Raw genomic sequence first — 18,244 nt, forward strand, 5'->3', positions numbered from 1 at the left:
TGTTGTGCCGATAGGTTTATTTCTAAAGTTAATATAAAGCCAAAAGTACGACTATCAGCCGAGATCGTTCAGAATCTCCTCTAAGTCAGCCTCTGTCTTCACATTCACCTCCCTCGCCTTACTACCAAGATTCGGTCCGACGATACCTGCTGCTTCCAGCTGATCCATCAGGCGGCCTGCACGGTTGTAACCCAGTTTCATACGGCGTTGAAGTAATGAAGTAGACCCCTGTTGGTTCTGTACGATCACGCGGGCAGCCTCTTCGAAGAGCGGATCTCTGTCCTGCAGACTGATCTCTTTTCCCTCCATATCCTTATCATCCACATATTCAGGCAACAGGTACGCTTCCGGATAAGAGCGCTGTTCCCCGATATATTCTGCCACTCTTTCCACTTCCGGTGTATCCACAAAAGCACACTGCAGACGTACCAGTTCACCGTTGAACGACACGAGCATGTCACCCTGACCGATCAGCTGCTCGGCGCCACCGGTATCCAGAATGGTACGCGAGTCGATCTTGGAAGATACCTTAAATGCGATACGTGCCGGGAAGTTGGCTTTGATCGTACCGGTAATGATATTTACAGAAGGACGCTGTGTCGCAATGATCAGGTGGATACCTACCGCACGGGCCAGCTGTGCCAGACGGGCGATCGGCATTTCCACTTCTTTACCGGCTGTCATGATCAGATCGGCGAACTCGTCCACCACCAATACGACAAACGGCAGATAGCGGTGTCCACGCTGTGGATTCAGTCTGCGTTGAACGAATTTGTTATTGTATTCCTTGATATTACGGGTACCCGCTTCTTTCAGCAGGTCGTAACGAAGGTCCATCTCAATACAGAGAGCATTGAGGGTATGGATCACTTTTTTGGTATCTGTAATAATGGCATCCTCTTCTCCCGGCAGTTTGGCGAGGAAGTGTTTTTCAATCAGTTTATACAGGGAGAGCTCCACTTTCTTTGGATCGACCAGTACAAACTTCAGCTGGGAAGGATGCTTTTTATAGAGCAGAGATACTAATAATGTATTGATACCCACAGATTTACCCTGACCGGTAGCCCCTGCCATCAGCAAGTGTGGCATTTTGGCCAGATCGGCTATAAAGTTCTCGTTATCAATCTTTTTACCAATAGCGATCGGCAGTTCCATGGTACTTTGCTGGAACTTCTCAGAAGCGATCAGGTTTCTGAGTGATACCAGACTTTTCTTCACGTTTGGCACTTCAATACCAATAGTACCTTTACCCGGGATGGGCGCAATGATACGGATACCCAATGCTGACAAGCTGAGGGCGATATCATCTTCCAGGTTTTTGATACGGGAGATACGCACCCCGGCAGCCGGTACGATTTCGTAGAGGGTTACGGTCGGACCTACAGTCGCGCTGATCTTCTGAATAGCGATATCATAGTTTTTCAGGGTGTTGATGATCTGGTCTTTATTTCTGTCCAGTTCTCCGGCATCCTGTACGATCTTCTCGGTATTGTGGCTATCCAGCAATTCCAGAGAAGGGTATTTATAGTCACGCAGGTCAAGGGTTGGCTCGTAAGGATCCTGTTGAACAGGAGGTCTTTTCGGCGCCTCTTCTGCTTCATCTTCATTTTCTTCTACGGGAGGTTTGATTTCCCACGCAACATCTTCTGTATTTGGCTTCTTGTTACGACGTGCATTTGTCTGCTCGACGGTTTCTTCGATATACAGCAGTGGTCCCGGATCTTCCTCTTCTTCCGGTTCTTCTTCGATCTCATCTTCCACTTCTTCCGGTATGTGTGTATGTGCCGGCGGAATCAGGGTAATAGAAGCGCTGCCCCGTTCAATGAGCTGCATTTCCGGCAGTTCATCTTCTTCATCAGGCGGTGGGATAACTGCTACATTTGAATCTTTGAGTGTATTTCTGGTTCTTTCTTTCTCCTTTTCTTTTTCTTTCTGTCTGGTGTTATTAGCGGCTGCATTATTCGCCATCGGCGTCACTGCTATTACAGCAGGTTCCGGCGTAGCGGCTGGTGCAACAGCTGGTTTAGGTTTCGCTTTGAACTGTTTTTCCAGCCATTTGAAATCAAGATTGTATTTCCAGATCAGCCATGACAATCCGGCTACCAATAACAACAAGGCAGCTCCTGCCCTTCCAAGGAAGCCTATCATCCAGTGGTTTACGGTATCACCCATTGCGCCTCCCCATGGGAAGTCGGAAAAGGAAGATACGAAGGCAGCTGTTGTACTGATGAACAGTAAGCCGAAAAGGATGTATTTAAAATTTCGCCACACGCGGAATACCCTGCGTCCTACAACAAAGTTGACACCGAGGATAAAGAACAGGTAGCAAAACAGGTAGGATGCGATACCAAAACCTTTATAGAAGAACCAATGAGAGACGAAGGCCCCTAACCTTCCGAGGAGGTTTTCCACCCTTACGCTATCCATATCCATCAGCAGGATGCTGGCGGAATAGCGAAATACCTTATCCTGGTCTTCTTCCCAGGTAAAGAGATAAGATGTGAATGCGATAAAACAGTAGAGCGATAACAACAAGCAGATCACCCCCAAAACTTTATGGGTTCTCTCGTCCTTGACTAATTCTTTTACTTTTACCTCTGCTTCTTTGTCCTGCTTTAGTACGTTGGGGTCACTGCTTCGAGGTTTCTTACTCTCCGGTTTTTCTGTTTTCAGTTTATTTTTAGACATACGTTATAGCCGTCCCAAAATTACGGACGCTTAATCATATTTAAGAAATTAATTCTTGGTTAGGAATTAGCATACAGCCGCCGTTAGTACAACAACTGTACCCATCTTGTGATAAACTCCAATACGGCAGGGTTTATTGTCTCGTCGATGGTGGCATATTCTTCCGTGCTACAGGTATTACAACGCTGAAAAAGGTGATTAAGTCCGGCGAATGTCCGTATAGTAACAAATTGATTACCACCTTTTATCAGGCCGCTTTCGATGCCTTTCAAGTTGGAGGTAGCTTCATTGAAGATGTCTTCTGAGCCATTAATAGCGAGCACGGGACATTTTATTTTAGAGAGGTAAGCAGCGGGATCATATTGGAGCAGGGATAAAGCTTCTGCTTTTGTGTCCACGGCATAGGTAGTTTCTATAAAGTGTTGTCTGCCAACAGTATTAGAACTATCTCCAAAATGGTTATAGATAGCGGTCAGTTCTGCGAAGGCTTTACGTTGTCTTTCGGCGGGATCATTGGTCAGGGCGAGCACATTCAGATAGCGTTGATAGCTACTGACATATCCTTCCACATAAGCTTCTTTTTCACCGTATGCGAGGGCTGTCTGTACAAGGCGGCGGTTATATGCTTCACGACCATCCAGTCCGGGAGAGGCCATATTGATAATGAATGCGATATTAGAATCTGCGGCTGCCACGATTTGTGCAACAGCACCTCCTTCCGCATAACCGAGTAATCCGATAGCGGCGGTATCTGCGAGTTTGTTTTTACGCAACCATGCAACGGCGGCCTTTGCATCTTCTGCAAAATTGAAAATACCGGAAGAGTCGTAGTTGCCGGTGCTCTCTCCTACTCCCCGGTCATCGAGGCGAAGCGTTGCGATACCATGTTTTACCAGATAATCTGTCAGTACGGCAAATGGACGGTGATCCAGCACTTCGTTGTTACGGTTTTGTTGTCCGGCGCCGGAGATCAGAATAATCACCGGGAACGGGCCGTTTACACCCGGATGGCTGAAGGTACCGGAGAGCAGTACTTTATCTACCGGATTGACAAATTTTACTTCTTCTGCATCATAAACGGTATTGACAGCAGGATCCTGAAAACGGGTAACGGTCAGGTCTTTGACGTCATCGCGGGAGAAGTTGAGCGCGGTTTTATTGCCGACCTGTTCGAAAGCGCCTTCGAAGCGGCTTCTGATACTATTCCAGTTACCGCTGTATTTAAGACTGATCTTATTGATGGTAAAATTCAGGTATCCGCCTTTGTACCAGACGGTGTCCAGTGCAATATCATCCGCAGCGATATCGGGACTTTTGAGCACACCTTTCAACTGATAACCGACACCACGGGACAACTGAAGCTGCAAACGTTGTTTCTGACCCTGTGGAGTGGTGAAAACGCCGTACCAGTTGCCATTCATGTCCTGTGCTGTCACTGTTCCTGTAATAAAAAGGCAAATGATAATCAGATATCTGAGCATGGTTTGAGCTTTGTGTTTTTGATGATCCGGTATGCAGCAATTATCGTGCTGTCAAGTGTATAGCGGATGTTAAAATTACAGGGGCTAAGCCATTGTGGCCAGCCCCTGGATAGTGTCGTTTATTACTGAATGTTGTGTAGTTGTGTCAACAAGCTTATTTCTTCAGTAAAGCCAGTATGAGACAAACCCAACCGGCGATAAAGAAGAGGCCACCGATAGGCGTCACGATACCGATTTTGCTGAGACCTACGGTTTCCGTGGCTTTCAGCATGGTCAGGATGTACAGTGAACCGGAGAACAGGATGACGCCAATGAAGAAGCAACGGCCTGCCCATTCGAGCAAACCTGCGGCTGCCGGTGACAGGTGTATAAACAGGATACCTACTACCAGCAGGGCGAAGGTATGATAGAACTGATAAGTAACGCCTGTCTGAAATGTGCTGACTGTTTCCGGAGGTACAAGCTCTTTCAGCTTATGTGCGCCGAATGCGCCCAATGTTACGGCCAGCGCGCCTAATACCGAAGCGATGATGAGAAATCCCTTATGCATTGATAGATTGATGTTTGTTATGTGATAATAGTATTGCCTGTTTGTGGTACTTGTTACAGCGTTGGTTTCATTGCTGAAAGCAGCGCGATATTAGTATTTTCCATACAGAGGGACTATGACATTAGTCAGGATATCCGGTAAGCGCAATTTAATGGGACTACTGGAAATGACGGTTGTGGTATTTTGAAACTACATGGTATCCTGTGATGCCGGTCCCGGCTATACTGTTATGTAATTGCACCCGCTTATCCGCAGTAATCTGTTGCCTTTTCTGTGCGCAGTGCCGCAGCTTCAGGAGTGCTACGGATGTGCATAGCCAAGACTTTGCAGAGAAACTGATCAGACCTGTATACTACTTTCACTTATGCCTTGATATCAGCCAGTTTTTGTGTGAAAGAGTCGAGGTTGATTGTTTCGGATTCAGCGATGGTGATCTGTGCCTGTTCGTAGAACGGAATACGTTCTGCGAGTTTCTTTTCAACGAAAGCGAGCAGTTCATCATCGTCGAGATCCTGAATCAGGGGACGTTTGGACTTTTTGCGTTTGAGGCGTTCCACGATCAGGGATAATTTGGGATTGAGCCAGATGGTAGCGCCATTTTCGTTCATGATGTCCATATTATCCTGAAAGCAGGGAGCTCCGCCGCCACAGGAAATTACGAAGCTTTCATTGCGGGATAATTCTTTCAGCCAGTAGTTTTCCTGCTGACGAAAATAGTCTTCTCCTTTAGTCGCAAAGATATCGCTGATGGACATTGCTTCTGATTCGACGATCACATCATCCAGATCATAGAAGGGCAGTGACAGGTGTTCTGCCAGCTGTTTTCCCCAGTAAGTTTTGCCGGCGCCCATAAAGCCGAGTAAGAAGATTTTCAAAATACCAGTTTTTAAACATTAATGTCCTGAAGCTGTGTTCTCTGTTATGGCGGGAACTGTGAGATCCTCGGCGTCGTTTGTCCAGGTCAGACACAGTTCATCTTCCATGAGATATTGCAAATATAACCGTGCATTTTTATCCACTTTGTTAAAATTGCACGTAATAAAGCCTGTTGGTTGAAAAATAAAGGGGGCAAGTTGCATATTTTCTTTAAAATCAACTCCTCCCAGTCCATACCACTTATAAACGGCCTCTTTAGCGCTCCAGCAGACGGTCTTATGGGGCAAGGCGTTCACAGGATCAATAAAAGCACGCTCTTCCGGCGACAGGAACTTGTGGGAGACTGCTTCTATCTTGGGTTTTACATCTTCAATATCAATACCTACAGCGCCGTTACTGCTGACGATGGCAGCGATATTATCCCCGCAATGGGAGATGGAAAAATGCAGACTGTTGCATTCCAGGTAGGGTTTACGGCTCTGCATAATCTGTATGCTTGAGAGCGGAAAGCCCGGGAATAATTCCTGGAGCAGATAGCGGCCTGCAAAGTGCTGCAATCGCTTATGCGGATGATGTATGGCCGGAGAGATATTCACCTTCTCCCGGAAAAAAGCCTCATCCTCTTCTATTCTCCACACCCCCAGCCGGCAGCCGGGGTTTATTTGTATGGTACGTATTAATGGCATATCTTGCCAAATTAATGCAAAAAGCTGAATGCAGAATGCATTATACTAACTACTCATTAAGACAACAAAATTAATTACACCCGATCTATGATCCTGTCAGACAAAAGGATATTGGAGGAAATTGAAAAAGGCACCATCGTTATTTCGCCTTATGACCGGAAATATCTCGGCACCAACTCTTACGACGTACATCTGGGCAAATACCTGGCAACTTACAAGGACAGAATACTGGATGCCCGTGCACACAACGAGATCGAGCATTTCGAAATACCGGAAGAAGGGTATGTGCTGCAACCCGGTACGCTTTATCTTGGTGTGACCCTCGAATACACCGAAACCCACGCCCATGTACCATTTCTGGAAGGTAAATCCAGCACCGGCCGTCTTGGTATCGACATTCACGCTACTGCCGGTAAAGGTGATGTAGGCTTCTGTAATACCTGGACACTGGAGATTTCCTGTGCACAGCCGGTACGTGTGTATGCAGGCATGCCGATCGGACAGCTGATCTACTTTGTGGTAGAAGGCGATGTAGAAACCTTCTACAATAAGAAAGGTAACGCCAAATATAATGGCCGCACGATCAAGCCGGTTGAGAGTATGATGTGGAAAAATCAATTCTAAGACAATACTGTTAATATAGTATCAGAAAATAATTAAGAAAGGCCTCACGGAGCATCCGTGGGGCCTTTTATTTTTCATCTTATCATTGAATACTAAGCACTTGTAAAACCATCTGATATTACTGTAAGTGTTTTCATACTTTATACCCGACGTATACCGGGCGTATATACGACGCATCTATGCTTCATCTCTGTCGGAAATCCCTTCCCTGCTAATACTTTTTTATCTTCCCGGAAATGTAAAAGGGCCGTCCGCCTGATGCGGAACGGCCCTTTTAAAGGTAAAATTACCCGGCGCTTGCAACCGGAGTATAGTCCCCCTGATTATTTCAATGAATTGATCCAGTTGGCTATTTTCAGACCATCGGCACGAGGTACCTGTGGCATTGGCGGCATTTCTGTCGCATAGTCAGGCCAGTTCTGTGGCTTAGGATTAGCCAGCAGTTTCAGGATCTGTTCAGCAGAATATTTACGTTTTGCTACATCTGCGAAAGCAGGACCTACCTGACGTTTGCTCGCATTGTGACAAGCTACGCAGGTATATTTTGCCAGCAGTGGTTTCACTTCTTCGTAAGTAGGCGCTTTAGCAGGAGCAGCGGCAGTAGCTGTTTTTGCAGCAGCAGCGGTTCCTTTTGCAGCGTCTTTAGCGGCAGTTTTAGCTTTATCAGCTGCAGCTGCGGCAGCTACTTTCGCAGAATTGAAAGTGCTTGCCTGGCTTAAAGGCAGTTTATCGCCGTCAGGGAAGTTGTGAATAGTATAATAACCGGTTGGGTGAACCAGTGAATAAGAATTGTCTTTTTCACGTACACCTTCGAGGGTGATATTATGCACATAATCTTTACGCAGACTGTCTACGATGATTCTTGCCTTTAATCCGTCCTCAGATACTTTCACACCTTTCACCGGACATTTTGCAATATTCACCATAGGGCTACCGTATACGGAATGGTATTTATAGGTAAAGCTTTCTACGGAATAAGAAGCCAGATCTTCTGCTGATTTCTTATTTACCGGTAAGGTAAATTCGATCTCAAAACCATCCGGCATTGCCTTGATCGTTTTCATTTCGAAAGGCATTTTCTCGTTCCATACCAGCCGTTGCAGACCTTCGTTTGCTTCACCGGCAGAACCCCAACCACGGTTGGTTTCACCTACGAATAAAGTAGAACCGTCTTTAGACCATGCCATACGCAGTACACCAGACTGGAAACCGTTACGCAGATCAAAAGATACGCCCTGATACTCACCTTTTACTTTTTCCATCACAACACGCATGATCTTACTCTGACCCTGATCACCTACCAGCAGCTGGCCGGCGAAAGGACCGAAAGAACCTTCGGGGATCTGTACGATTTCAGAGTTAGAGATACCCTGAATACCGTGTGGCAGTACAACAGCCGGCAGGCGCAGTTCAGGGATATTCTTCTTCACATCCATCAGAGTTACGAATGGAGCGGTAGTGCTGTTTTCAGGTTTGGTGTAGTTACCATTTGCGTCTTTAGGACGACCTTCATCCACAAAAGAGTAGAACTTCTCGGTGGTCAGCTTCACCGGAGAGTTAGGCTGATTAGTCCAGCGTAAACCAGCAGGGTGACCGATGAAATCACCTTGTTTTACCTGCCATACACCACCGGAACCGAACCAGTCACCCTGGTTATCGGTATAGAATAATTCACCGTTGATCATACCCAGACCACAAGGAGAACGGAAACCTGTTGCATAAGGTTCCATATGACCATCAGGGAAGATATGCATCATCCAGCCTCTCCATGGAACGCGGCTTTCACCTCTCCACCATTCCTGATTACCGAAAGCTACGTTGCCGGATACGAAGAAGGAGCCATCAGGCGCCAGTTTCGGGCCAAAGCTGTACTCATGGTAGTGACCAGACAGTGGCCATGCAAATACGGTTTCGTATACATCTGCCTTACCATCCATGTTGGTATCTTCCAGTTTGGTCAGTTCACCACGTTGTGCGCAGTAGAAAGCACCATCTTTCCATACCAGACCGAGGATCTCGTGCAGACCGCTGGCGAACTTACGGAAGTAAGGCTTGCGGCTGGTCGGATTTTCCACGATATATACTTCACCACGGCGGGTAGATACACCTAAGTTACCGTTAGGTAATACAGTCAGACCACCCACTTCCAGCAGGGTACCTTCCGGAGAAGATACTTTCATGATCTTATAAAAGTCTTCTTCTTTAGGCGTTTCCTGGGCACGTACCCCGGAAGTAACACCCGTTGCCGCAGCTATCAGCAGCGAATACAGGGTGGTCTTTTTTATGATTGCCTTATAAATGTTTTTCATTGTAATAGTCGAAAGGAATTAGAAAAGGATGGAATAACTCAGTTTACTGCGAACAGGGATGATGAGTTCTTTTACGCCTGCACCGTCACGGATCACAGGTTTCTCACCACCTGCATCTTCAAGCTGCAGGTAATACGATTTACCATCTATTACATACAAATCTTTAGAAGGATTGTCGATCGCAGCACCTTCTGCCAGTTTAGCGTACAGTCCTTCAACAGGAGCAGCTACTGACAATTCGCGGTGGATACCACGTCCTTCAGCTACTACACGTACCACATCAGATACGGAAGTACCGTATACCTGATAGCGGAATGTAGGCAGGTCGTTATCATCCAGTACATATCCTTTAGGACGGAAACCGGAACCGGTTGTATCTGTCAGCCATGCAGCCTGTGGAGAAGCCAGTTTGCTCAGTGTGAAGTAAGATTTACCAAGGAACTGTACAGCACCACGCGGACGGGAGCAGCCATTACCTCTTTCATGCCACATTGGGGTAGCATCGAGGAATTCACCACGCCATACCTGCGCGATCATACCTTTATCCAGGTCGTAAGTGTAATGTACTTTTTCAGGAGAGCCTACAGATATCGCGTGAACGATACGGTAGTTATCTTTTACATCCATGAAGCTGCGCAGTAAAGTATTTACCGGTGCATCTACCAGAATTGGATCTACCCCTCTGTCTCTTTCATTTACCGGACGGGAAACGTCAGGTTTGTTGATCACGATATTGCGGAATGCAACGGCGCCATGATCGCCCTGCAGGCGTAAAGGACCAGTTGCTTTTTCATCGCCGCCACCGATAGCACCGCGGGTTGGGCCCATCAGTTCTACGTTTTCCTGAATGGTTACACCATTCAGTTCCACCAGCAGCATACGCGCATTTGCAATCTTTTTGCCTGCAGCGTCAAAACGTGGAGCAATAAAGGAGATCTTTATGTGCTGCCATGTACCCGGGGCTTTGCTGGCATTTACGCGTGGCGCATGACCATCATAACCCTGCAGACCGTTTGGACGGCTATCGTCCCAGCGCTCATAGATACCACCGTTATCGCCTGCTTTAGGCGCTTTGGTACCCCAGCTGTCCAGCAACTGGATCTCATATCTGCCCTGCAGATAAATACCAGAGTTTGAACCGGGCGCCATCATGTAGTCCAGTTCAATATCTGCATCGCCAAATTCGGCGCTGGAGAAAAGGTCTTTTCCCGGATGTTTTTTATCCGGCATGTTGAATAATACGCCTGTACCAGCTACAGGGTCCAGTACGTGTGGATTGTCCAGTTTTGCGGAGGCATCACTGGTGATACTCCAGCTCTGGCCGGGCTCGCGGAAAGCGGATAGGTCCTGCAATGGCAGTTTGCCTGTCTGCGCAGCAGCAGAATGGGCCACAGTCATACCCACACCACAGAGACACAGGATACCCATCAGAGACCGGCTTGCATGATTCTTCGATCTAAGTAACATAACGTTATAATAAATTAAGTCAAAAGAGGAATAATAGAATGTTGAGACCTTTTGACGAGGCGCTAATATAGAGATAGTTTGTCGCGAACACAAACCAAATGCTAAGAAAATGGGATGAACGGAAATATTTTATGGCTGAAATCTTTAACGGATTGTTAACTCTTTTCATATCTTCGCGCATTCGAAAGGCGCTGTTCCTCCCAGGCGCTTCCAAAATCACACAACTTTATGCACAAAATCTTTACATCAGCCCTTTGTCTGTTAACGCTTGGCGTCTCTGCACAGCAATACAACGGGACCGTTTATGACCGGGAGAGAAACCCCTTACAGGATGTCACTATTTACAATCAGCGTACCGGTACCCATACGCATACCAATGAAGTGGGCGTATTCCGTTTGAAAGACGCACAAACAGGCGACTCTTTAAAAGTGTCGCGGATGGCTTTCAAGACACAAATGATCGTTTTAAAAGATGTGAACCAGCGTATTATCCTTGCGCCATCAGACCTGCAACTGAATGAGGTAGCCATCACTACTTCACTGAAACACCTGAACATCATTTCAGACATCGATCTGAAAACCAATCCCGTAAAATCGTCACAGGAGCTGCTGCGCAAAGTACCGGGCCTCTTTATCGGGCAGCATGCCGGTGGTGGTAAAGCAGAACAGATCTTCCTGCGTGGCTTCGATATTGACCACGGCACTGACATCAATATCAGTGTAGATGGTATGCCTGTGAATATGGTCAGTCATGCACATGGTCAGGGTTATGCGGATCTGCACTTCCTGATACCTGAGACAATCGAGAACATCGACTTTGACAAAGGACCTTACCACGCGGATAAAGGCAACCTCGCAACAGCAGGTTATGTCGCTTTCAAAACAAGGGAAAGACTGGATAACAGCAGCATCACCGTAGAAGGTGGTAAGTTCAATACCTATCGCACGATGGGCATGTTCAACCTTGTCAATGACAACAAACAGTCCGCCTATGTGGCAGCTGATTACCAGATGACCGACGGCTATTTCATTTCTCCGCAAAACTTCAACCGTATTAATCTGATCGGGAAATACACTGCTTATCTTGATAACAATGATAAAGTATCTGTGGCAGTGTCTCACTTCAACAGTAAATGGGATGCCAGCGGACAGATTCCACAACGTGCGGTAGATGCGGGTATCATCACCCGTTTCGGCGCAATTGACAATACAGAAGGTGGTCATACCGGACGCACCAATGTGAATCTGCAATATCTGAAGCATCTGGATGCAAATACGTTTATTAAGAATACCGCCTTCTACAGCCGTTATAATTTTGAACTGTATTCTAATTTCACCTTCTTCCTCGAAGATCCTGTGAATGGTGATCAGATCAGACAAAAAGAAAACAGAAGTATTTTCGGATTTGAGTCTGAACTGAATAAAACCCTGTATGCCGGTGAAAACACGATCGAACTAAAAGCTGCAGTAGGCTTACGTAATGATGACGTCAATGATATTGAACTGTCGCATACTGTGAACAGAAAAACGACGCTGGAGCAATTGAAACTGGGAGATGTGAATGAGACGAATCTGTACGCTTATGTAAGCGCGGACTATAAACTGGGAAAATGGTTGATTAATCCGGCAGTGCGTGTCGATCATTTCAAGTTTGATTATGTGGATAAACTGGCGGCAACATATGCCACACAGTCACAGGGAAAGTCTATTGTGAGTCCGAAACTGAATTTCCTGTTTAATCCGAATGATAAGATCCAATACTTCCTGAAATTAGGAAAGGGATTCCATAGTAATGATACCCGTGTAGTAGTTGAACAGAAAGGTTTATCCACATTGCCGGCTGCCTATGGTGCAGATCTGGGTATGATCTGGAAACCGGTCTCTAAACTGGTGGTGAATACGGCGGTATGGTACCTGTATCTGCAACAGGAGTTTGTATATGTAGGAGATGCGGGTATCGTAGAACCAAGCGGTAAAACCAGCCGCAAGGGAATTGATGTGGGCGCACGTTATCAGCTGGGTAAATGGATCTTTATCAATGGTGACTTCACTTATACACATGGTCGCGCGACGGAAGAAGCAAAAGGCGAGGATCGCATTCCTTTAGCACCGGTTGTGACAGCTGCAGGCGGTGTTAGTCTGCATCACCCTTCAGGTATCAATGCCGGCATTAACACCCGTTATCTGGGACATCGTCCGGCGAATGAAGATAACAGCATCGTGGCGAAAGGCTATTGTATAACAGATGCGAATGTGAGTTATCAGTATAAACAGATTACGATTGGCGTGATTACGGAGAATATCTTTAACACCGCATGGAATGAGACGCAGTTTGCAACGGAAAGCAGATTGAAGGATGAAGCGGCGCCCGTGACAGAGATACATTTTACACCGGGTACACCATTTAACATCAGAGCTACGCTGAGTTATAAATTTTAGTCCGTGAAGGAATGATAATATAAAGAAGGGCGGTTCGTAAGAATCGCCTTTTCTATTAAGACGCTTCCAATATCAGTTAAAAGAAGCACGAAAGTCCTGTGGCGAGACTTTTGTCTTTGCCTTGAATAATTTACTGAAAGAAGCCAGGTGTTCAAACCCCAGTTCATATGCAATCTCGCTTACAGAAAGGTTTGTTGTGGATAACTTCTGTTTGGCGACTTCAATCAATTTATTGTGCAGGTGCTGTTGTGTATTTTGTCCGGTCAATGACTTCAACAAACTACTAAGATATCCGGGAGAGATATTCAGTTGTTCCGCAATATATCTGACAGAAGGCAGGCCATCATTAGTAATCGCAGGACTATTGAAATACTTATTCAGAAGATCTTCAAGTCTGGAGAGCATCTGATGACTGGCAATTCTTCGTGTCATGAACTGACGCTGGTAAAAACGTTCTGCATAGATCAGCAATAATTCCAGCTGAGCAATGATCACACCATGACTTAAGCGGTCCATGTTGCCATTGTATTCATTTTTGATATGTTGTACAATATCGTTAATGAGCGTCTCTTCTTTACCGGAGAGGAATAGCGCTTCATTGACGGCATAATCAAAGTAATCATACTGTCTGATTTCTTTGCCAATTGTGTATTCCAGAGAAGATCGGGATGGAAAGCCAGTATCCATCCCGTAGTTTGTGAAAGTTTTCTGTCTTCAGTTTCCAACCTGAGCACCTGTCCGGGTGATGTAAAAAACAGTACCCCATCATCAAAGTCATATGACTGTTGGCCGTAATTTACCTTATACGGAAAGTTCCGCTTCAATGATATTGAATAAAAATCATTGATCAATGAGAAACTGCTGTTGGGAACATACAACAAATCTTTCACATCGATCAGGCTGATCAGAGGGTTCTCCGGTTGAGGCAATCCTCTAAACTGGTGAAATTCGGAGATGCTCTTAAAATGATACGGCTGGATCTTAGACATGATTCATTATTTTTTAAGCGGAAAATAGGCTGCTCCTTGCAGGTCTTCCAGCAAAGTAACATGCTGCGGTTGCCAACCAAAGAATGCGCGTGTTTGCTGTGACGAGGCAGGGCAATTTAATCCAATGAAATGGGAAAACCATCCGAAGTATTCAACCGTTGCCTCCGGTGATTTCCCTTCTGTGGGTAGATTTAATCCTTTTCCGACAGCACCTGCTATATCTTTAAAAAAGAGCCCTTCTTCTGCCATTGCATGTAATCTTATGCCGGCAGGAAATTCCTTCTCTATTGCCAATCTATACAAGCGCGCAACATCCAGTACATGCGTTGCCGGCCAACGGTTGAGTCCTTCTCCTTTATAGGCAACATGACCTTTTTCTTTTGAAAGCCTGATCAGGATGGGTACAAATCCATGGTCTCCTTCTCCATGCACGGTGGTAGGCAAGCGTACAACGGCTACTTTTACTCCTTTAGCGATCAGTGCATCTGCAGCGAATTCAGACGCTATTCTTGGATTAGGACTGTTGGAAAAAGGCATATCTTCTTCTGTCAGGAGTCTGTCAACCGAAGAGAGCACACCAATAGCTGAGGTAATGATAAGTGGTTTCTTCGTTCCTATTAACACGCTTCCCATTGCTTCAATTGCCTTACTATCAAGTTCACAGTTTTCTGCAAATTTTGAATAGTCATGGTTGAAACCTGTGTGAATCACTGCATCAACTGAAGCGACAGCTTTTCTTAGACCTTCCAGGTCTGTCAGGTCTCCATGGTATACTTCAGCCTCCAAAGACAGGATAACTTTTGCTGCTGTTGCTGATCGGGCCAATCCCAGTACCTGATGGCCGGCGTTGATTAATTCTTTTACGACTGCGGATCCTACGAATCCGGAGGCGCCTGTTACAAATACACGCATAATGATTACTATTTTGATACATCAAAGTTGGGATAGATCTGCGTGGGTCATTTAACCGTTTCCACTATTAATTTAGCCGAAACAACTATTATGGATAGATACCGATGCGGTGTGTGCGGACAAGATCCGGCGTAGTGGTTGTAGCGTTGGTCAGCTTCAGGGTGATTTTCTTTGAAGGCAATTGCGGCATATGGCAGTCGATACAATTGTCTTTTAACATCACCCCTGCTGGTGCTTTCACGGTGCAGCTATCATGTGTGCCATGACAATTAAGACAACGTTGTGAGAATGTTGCCATGTTGTGTCTTTCATTAATGTGTACATTATGACAGGAGCTGCAATCAAGTTGTGCAGACATTTTAAAACATTTGCTGGCTGTCAGCAGACCATATTGATTACCGTGTACATCGAGTCCGCCGGCAGTATCTACGTCGTAATTGGGTACTGAAAAGTCATCCAGTTTTTGTCCGGCGACAAATGAAAAAGCGGGTTGCAATTGTTTCCTTAATCCGGAGTGACATAAGGCACAGGCATCAAGGCGTTGTTGTCTTGACATCTGTTTTGTGCTGATAATACTATTGGGCGTCTTCTCATCCGGGTGTTGTGTATGAAAGGCGACATGTGCGGCAGCAGGGCCATGGCATCTTTCACAGTCTATGCCATAGATGATGGATTTCTTATTGAAACTTGTGCTGCCATCTTTCTTTACCTGCGCTTCAGCGTAGGTGGCGTGGCATTCCAGACAGGCGGCGGGAACTGGTCTGTCAAAACGGATATAATTCAGCGGATAGCCCGGACTATTACACCAGTCATTGGCAGGCGCATAGTAAGAGACCGGCAGTTGATACAGGTGATTTTTATCCCAATAAAGATAAGTCTGTCCTTTTCTTCCCGAACCGATGACTACACCGAAGGCACGTTGTTCAGTGGGAATACCATTCATATAAGCCGTCTGCAGGAAAACATCTTTTTCTTGTCCAGCACCAGTACCATCCACTGATTATATACGAACTCGTTTTTGCCGGGTGCAAAGGTTCCCTTTATATGTGCGTCATCAGGTAAGGCAGAGCTGAGGTAGTGTGCCGTATGACGTGTATCATTGAAGATATCATGATGGCAGGATTTACAGGCTTCAGAACCTGCAAATGCAGGCATTTTCTGTGCCGGAACAGCTGGAAGCCATGCTGTGCAGATGATACTGCCGATGCCGATGAAAGAAAGTATCAGCAGGAATATCAGACCTTTCATTGTTACCGTATATGATAGATAACAATAAAAAGGCCGGTAAAGTTATACCGGCCCTTGTTTATTTTTAGCGTACATGGTACACTACTTCATGTGCTTCTGTGAGATCAGGAATTTCGAGTTTTCCTATCAGCTTATGCATCACAGGGGTGGGCACAATGGCCTCTCTCCCACCGTTCTGCCGGAATAGCTCTTTATAAGGTACCTCTACATATGCAACGGTGACGTGTGCGTCGTATTGCAGACAAAGTGCGATCAGCTGTTCCCGCATCTGATGTGTGGTGTTTGTGGCATTCCATACAAAAGAGCGTTTGTTACGCAGATGTACCCTTGCCTGTTCTTTGGCGGCCTGTACGACGGTGCCGTTACCGCTTTTGTCCGTTGGACTGATCTTCATTTTTACACGGATATCATCCAGCGAGACGATCTCCCAATCTGGTTGTTTAAAGTGTTTCTTTACATAAGTGTCCTTACCAGCTCCCGGAAGGCCACTCATGATCACCACTTTCACAGCCGGCGGATGGTATGGCACATAGCCCGGCGCACCATCTCCTTTACGCAGATAGTGCATACGTGCATCAGCATTTTCAAAAGGCCAGGCGGTACCCCAGCATTGGTGTTCTTTGCAATATTCTTCAAAGCAATCGATACGGTATAACATTTCCTCTTTATCAGCTGCAATACGCCCTAGCATATCAGCGCGGGCCAGCAATGCGAGATGAGCGGTATTTACCTGTAGCGATGCATGAATAATGGTATGCAAGGGATCTCTTCTTTCCAGTAGCCATAAGGGCAGACTATGCAATTTTACCAGTCTGGCAATCTGCTCCCGGATATGAAAAGGAGTTTCAATTTCACGATACAAGATCTGTCTTGCCGTGCCTTCTCCTTTACGTGCATGACCCGCCGAAGTGATATGTCCGTCGGGCTCAATAACGGTAGTGCTGCGTTTCTCTACATCGTGCAACAATGCAGCTGCCCAGAGTATTTCCTGATCCTGTGCAGACAAGGCCTTATACGCGGTCTGTTCCTGCAATGCAGCCAGTACCATCTGTGTATGTATAGCCACATTGCCTTCAGCATGGTGTACGGGATCCTGAGGAACGTCCTGCATATCACGGATCCAGTCGTAACGTTCTTCCAGATATGCCCATGATTTATTATCGGTGATGGTCCACATAGTTACCTCCTTCATAATTAAGGGCTGCTCTGTGCCAGTTGCGCGTCCAGTGCGCATCTGTTTTCACGTGCCCTTTTCTGACATATTTAAATACATTTTCTGCGAATGCGGACACAGGGAATCCTGCGGCATTACGCGTAACAATTCCTTCCATTGTAGCCGGTGCACCAGTGGCGGCATCATGTGCATCGAAGCTGCCGGTGCCTTTTACGATTGTAAGGATCTCATTTTCGAAGTCTGCTTTATGTTGCGGCGTTGTCAGTGTTTTGATCAACGGTACGGTGGGCAGGTCAAGCATGGCTGCATAAAAGCAGGTTTCTTCCCAGCTGAGCCAGTGTCCATTTTCTCTGACAGCAAATACATAGAAATGATGATCCAGTTGACTGTAAGCGATCGAGTGTACTGCATACAGGTTTTCCAAAAATATTTCCAGATGACCGAGGTCATTTTTATCAGTTGCCAGTAACGGCGCAGACTTTCTGTCCACGGAGATGTAGTAGGCGCTACATGTGAGCGTGCAAATACACCATAGCGGGACAGGCAATTATTTTCGCCGTCCAGTTTTTCCGTGTGTATCAGCTGAGGGATGGCTGTAATGTGTTGCCAGTAATCATGCTGAATACGATCGTCGCTGGTAGTACCCGGCGAGAACGGAAAATGATAGGTACGGCCATATTTCTCAGAAATAGCCATATCGGGGTGGTTTTAATAAGCAAAAGATTCACAGGCCAGTCCTGCAGGACGCAGGTGGCGGATTCAAGGTTTAATATGCCTGTGATATTACATGACGCAAGGTTT

At 46.1% G+C, this 18,244-nt stretch carries 15 protein-coding genes; 2 read left to right on the forward strand and 13 right to left on the reverse strand.

Annotated features, from left to right (window positions below; all coding sequences use genetic code 11):
- Positions 1-54: 54 nt before the first annotated feature.
- From FEF09_RS13590 to FEF09_RS13610, 5 genes are all read right to left on the reverse strand, one after another.
- A complete protein-coding gene (locus tag FEF09_RS13590; protein WP_146305623.1) occupies positions 55-2,688 on the reverse strand; it encodes an FtsK/SpoIIIE family DNA translocase in 2,634 nt (877 codons plus the stop codon).
- Between the two features lie 83 nt (positions 2,689-2,771).
- The gene (locus tag FEF09_RS13595; protein ID WP_146305624.1) at positions 2,772-4,169 is read right to left on the reverse strand and encodes an alpha/beta hydrolase family protein; all 1,398 of its coding nucleotides are present in this window, start codon (positions 4,167-4,169) and stop codon (positions 2,772-2,774) included.
- Between the two features lie 154 nt (positions 4,170-4,323).
- Positions 4,324-4,719 carry a DUF423 domain-containing protein gene (locus FEF09_RS13600; RefSeq protein ID WP_146305625.1) on the reverse strand — a complete coding sequence of 132 codons (396 nt, stop codon included), beginning with the start codon at positions 4,717-4,719 and terminating at the stop codon, positions 4,324-4,326.
- A 362-nt stretch (positions 4,720-5,081) separates the two neighbouring features.
- On the reverse strand, positions 5,082-5,594 hold the full coding sequence (locus FEF09_RS13605) for a shikimate kinase (RefSeq protein ID WP_146305626.1): 513 nt from the start codon (positions 5,592-5,594) through the stop codon (positions 5,082-5,084).
- 18 nt (positions 5,595-5,612) lie between these two features.
- Positions 5,613-6,281: a 4'-phosphopantetheinyl transferase family protein gene (locus FEF09_RS13610; protein ID WP_146305627.1), complete on the reverse strand. Its 669-nt coding sequence runs from the start codon at positions 6,279-6,281 to the stop codon at positions 5,613-5,615.
- An 87-nt stretch (positions 6,282-6,368) separates the two neighbouring features.
- On the opposite strand from FEF09_RS13610, the gene dcd reads away from it, so the two are divergent.
- Entirely contained in the window at positions 6,369-6,905 is a 537-nt protein-coding gene (gene dcd, locus FEF09_RS13615; RefSeq protein WP_146305628.1) for a dCTP deaminase, read from the forward strand.
- A gap of 323 nt (positions 6,906-7,228) precedes the next feature.
- On the opposite strand, the gene FEF09_RS13620 is transcribed toward dcd, so the two are convergent.
- Positions 7,229-9,214 carry a c-type cytochrome gene (locus FEF09_RS13620; protein ID WP_146305629.1) on the reverse strand — a complete coding sequence of 662 codons (1,986 nt, stop codon included), beginning with the start codon at positions 9,212-9,214 and terminating at the stop codon, positions 7,229-7,231.
- 18 nt (positions 9,215-9,232) lie between these two features.
- Positions 9,233-10,681, reverse strand: coding sequence for a DUF1080 domain-containing protein (locus FEF09_RS13625; RefSeq protein ID WP_146305630.1), 1,449 nt, complete (start codon positions 10,679-10,681; stop codon positions 9,233-9,235).
- Positions 10,682-10,909: 228 nt separating this feature from the next.
- On the opposite strand from FEF09_RS13625, the gene FEF09_RS13630 reads away from it, so the two are divergent.
- Complete coding sequence (locus FEF09_RS13630; protein WP_146305631.1) at positions 10,910-13,120, forward strand: TonB-dependent receptor; 2,211 nt, start codon at positions 10,910-10,912, stop codon at positions 13,118-13,120.
- Positions 13,121-13,192: 72 nt separating this feature from the next.
- Here FEF09_RS13630 and FEF09_RS13635 read toward each other — a convergent pair whose 3' ends face one another.
- The 6 genes from FEF09_RS13635 to FEF09_RS13660 form a co-directional block, all read right to left on the reverse strand.
- A complete protein-coding gene (locus FEF09_RS13635) occupies positions 13,193-13,807 on the reverse strand; it encodes a helix-turn-helix transcriptional regulator (protein ID WP_315898163.1) in 615 nt (204 codons plus the stop codon).
- Positions 13,808-14,115: 308 nt separating this feature from the next.
- The gene (locus FEF09_RS13640; protein WP_146305632.1) at positions 14,116-15,021 is read right to left on the reverse strand and encodes an SDR family oxidoreductase; all 906 of its coding nucleotides are present in this window, start codon (positions 15,019-15,021) and stop codon (positions 14,116-14,118) included.
- Between the two features lie 88 nt (positions 15,022-15,109).
- Positions 15,110-15,964: a multiheme c-type cytochrome gene (locus FEF09_RS13645; RefSeq protein ID WP_146305633.1), complete on the reverse strand. Its 855-nt coding sequence runs from the start codon at positions 15,962-15,964 to the stop codon at positions 15,110-15,112.
- Positions 15,961-16,269, reverse strand: coding sequence for a hypothetical protein (locus FEF09_RS13650; RefSeq protein ID WP_146305634.1), 309 nt, complete (start codon positions 16,267-16,269; stop codon positions 15,961-15,963). The genes FEF09_RS13645 and FEF09_RS13650 overlap by 4 nt, the downstream gene beginning before the upstream one ends.
- Positions 16,270-16,333: 64 nt before the next feature.
- Entirely contained in the window at positions 16,334-17,461 is a 1,128-nt protein-coding gene (locus FEF09_RS13655; protein WP_261387474.1) for an AAA family ATPase, read from the reverse strand.
- Positions 17,427-17,933 carry an RNA ligase family protein gene (locus FEF09_RS13660; protein WP_222596965.1) on the reverse strand — a complete coding sequence of 169 codons (507 nt, stop codon included), beginning with the start codon at positions 17,931-17,933 and terminating at the stop codon, positions 17,427-17,429. Before FEF09_RS13660 ends, FEF09_RS13655 begins: the two co-directional genes overlap by 35 nt.
- Positions 17,934-18,244: the final 311 nt, after the last annotated feature.

It is taken from the genome of Chitinophaga pinensis (assembly GCF_007896845.1).
Taxonomy (GTDB): Bacteria; Bacteroidota; Bacteroidia; order Chitinophagales; family Chitinophagaceae; genus Chitinophaga; species Chitinophaga pinensis_C.

Bases quoted from the DNA above. Each gene is read 5' to 3' on its own strand.
- FEF09_RS13635 (WP_315898163.1), bottom strand. From the start codon at position 13,807: ATGGATACTGGCTTTCCATCCCGATCTTCTCTGGAATACACAATTGGC.
- FEF09_RS13620 (WP_146305629.1), bottom strand. From the start codon at position 9,214: ATGAAAAACATTTATAAGGCAATCATAAAAAAGACCACCCTGTATTCG.
- dcd (WP_146305628.1), top strand. From the start codon at position 6,369: ATGATCCTGTCAGACAAAAGGATATTGGAGGAAATTGAAAAAGGCACC.
- FEF09_RS13640 (WP_146305632.1), bottom strand. From the start codon at position 15,021: ATGCGTGTATTTGTAACAGGCGCCTCCGGATTCGTAGGATCCGCAGTC.
- FEF09_RS13645 (WP_146305633.1), bottom strand. From the start codon at position 15,964: ATGAATGGTATTCCCACTGAACAACGTGCCTTCGGTGTAGTCATCGGT.
- FEF09_RS13610 (WP_146305627.1), bottom strand. From the start codon at position 6,281: ATGCCATTAATACGTACCATACAAATAAACCCCGGCTGCCGGCTGGGG.
- FEF09_RS13595 (WP_146305624.1), bottom strand. From the start codon at position 4,169: ATGCTCAGATATCTGATTATCATTTGCCTTTTTATTACAGGAACAGTG.
- FEF09_RS13600 (WP_146305625.1), bottom strand. From the start codon at position 4,719: ATGCATAAGGGATTTCTCATCATCGCTTCGGTATTAGGCGCGCTGGCC.
- FEF09_RS13630 (WP_146305631.1), top strand. From the start codon at position 10,910: ATGCACAAAATCTTTACATCAGCCCTTTGTCTGTTAACGCTTGGCGTC.
- FEF09_RS13625 (WP_146305630.1), bottom strand. From the start codon at position 10,681: ATGTTACTTAGATCGAAGAATCATGCAAGCCGGTCTCTGATGGGTATC.
- FEF09_RS13655 (WP_261387474.1), bottom strand. From the start codon at position 17,461: ATGAAGGAGGTAACTATGTGGACCATCACCGATAATAAATCATGGGCA.
- FEF09_RS13650 (WP_146305634.1), bottom strand. From the start codon at position 16,269: ATGAAAGGTCTGATATTCCTGCTGATACTTTCTTTCATCGGCATCGGC.
- FEF09_RS13590 (WP_146305623.1), bottom strand. From the start codon at position 2,688: ATGTCTAAAAATAAACTGAAAACAGAAAAACCGGAGAGTAAGAAACCT.